The organism is Bacillus sanguinis, assembly GCF_018332475.1.
GTDB lineage: Bacteria > Bacillota > Bacilli > Bacillales > Bacillaceae_G > Bacillus_A > Bacillus_A sanguinis.
In genome coordinates, this window is sequence record NZ_BOQB01000511.1 from 1 (window position 1) to 1,303 (window position 1,303).

2 protein-coding genes are annotated in these 1,303 nt (G+C 37.7%); both read right to left on the reverse strand.

All coding sequences use genetic code 11. The features are described 5' to 3' along the window. Positions 1-41 precede the first annotated feature (41 nt). Entirely contained in the window at positions 42-278 is a 237-nt protein-coding gene (locus KI369_RS28120) for a hypothetical protein (RefSeq protein ID WP_048563234.1), read from the reverse strand. A 97-nt stretch (positions 279-375) separates the two neighbouring features. Continuing rightward, entirely contained in the window at positions 376-1,233 is an 858-nt protein-coding gene (locus KI369_RS28125) for a metallophosphoesterase (protein WP_212958933.1), read from the reverse strand. Positions 1,234-1,303 lie beyond the last annotated feature (70 nt).

Consider the following 1,303-nt stretch of genomic DNA (forward strand, 5'->3'; position numbering starts at 1 on the left):
GTTAAGAGAGGGGGAAACATTAGTAGAATTGTTGCAGTACATTAATAATAGTATGGTTGTTGACAAGGTCCACCATAACAAGGATAAGGTGTTGGCGGTGGGAAAGGTGGTGGATATGGTGGGTAATATGGTCTAGGACCGAAAGCTAATGCCCCGCCGAGCAGTCCACCAGCAATGCCAGCTAAAAATGGAACGCCAAAAAACGGAAAGAAGCGTGAGTCGCCTACTGGACCAATAGGTGCTGAACGGACTGGGATTGGTTGATAATATGGATACATGAACAAACCTCCTTTATTGGACTCACTTTTATCATATGGTAAATGAAACGTGGATGAGCGCGTACAAGAAAGGATATGTAAGAAAATAGGCGAATTATTACGAATGTTGGAGCGTGAAAATTGTAATTTCAGGTTTTGACATAAATCGGAATGGGACACGTGTTCTTCCAAGGCCTCGATTTACATAGAGAGATAAATCTTGAATCGTATAGAAACCTTCTACATAGTTTTTAGCAAGTGATGGGGTAATAATAGCACCTACAAAAGGAATTTGGACTTGTCCACCATGACTATGACCAGAAAGCTGTAAGTTAACTGGATATGTAGCAATTTTGGGTGCAATATCTGGCTCGTGAACAAGAACAATGTTATAAGTGTTTTGCCTCGCGTGATGTAGTGTCTCCTCTATTTTGGGTTTGCCCAGTAGTATATCATCAAGACCGAAAATTGAAATTTCACTATTATCGAGTAGCCGAATTTTCTTTTCACTATTTAGTAACAGTTCAAATCCAGATTCACGCATGATGTGTTCATAGTATTCCGTTCCATATCCGCCATGATCATGGTTACCATAAATAGAGAATTTACCGAAGGGTGCTCGTATATTTTTTAGAATGGATGCAACGAAAGGAGTGTCAGTATATGTTTGATAATTATCAATGAGATCACCAGTAAAAAGAACAATGTCGGGCTTTACAGCGTTAATTTTAGAAACGATTTGAGATAAATGTTGAAGAGAGAAATAGTATCCGAGATGTAAATCGCTAAATTGGAGAATCTTCATACCATGAAAACTTTTAGGTATAAGCTGTGATGTAAGTGTATGCTCTGTCAAAGAGAGTAAATGAGGCTCAATATATTTAGCGTAATAGTATCCAATGCCAGTGGTTATAAATGAATATAGACAAGTGCGCATGCCAGCTTTTAAAAAATCTCTTCTTGTAATTTTCTTCATAAAAATATGAGTATACCTATTTGACTTATATCGTATGTGTTCGTTACATTTACAGGTTACTCAAATCTCC

Bases quoted from the DNA above. Each gene is read 5' to 3' on its own strand.
- KI369_RS28120 (WP_048563234.1), bottom strand. From the start codon at position 278: ATGTATCCATATTATCAACCAATCCCAGTCCGTTCAGCACCTATTGGT.
- KI369_RS28125 (WP_212958933.1), bottom strand. From the start codon at position 1,233: ATGAAGAAAATTACAAGAAGAGATTTTTTAAAAGCTGGCATGCGCACT.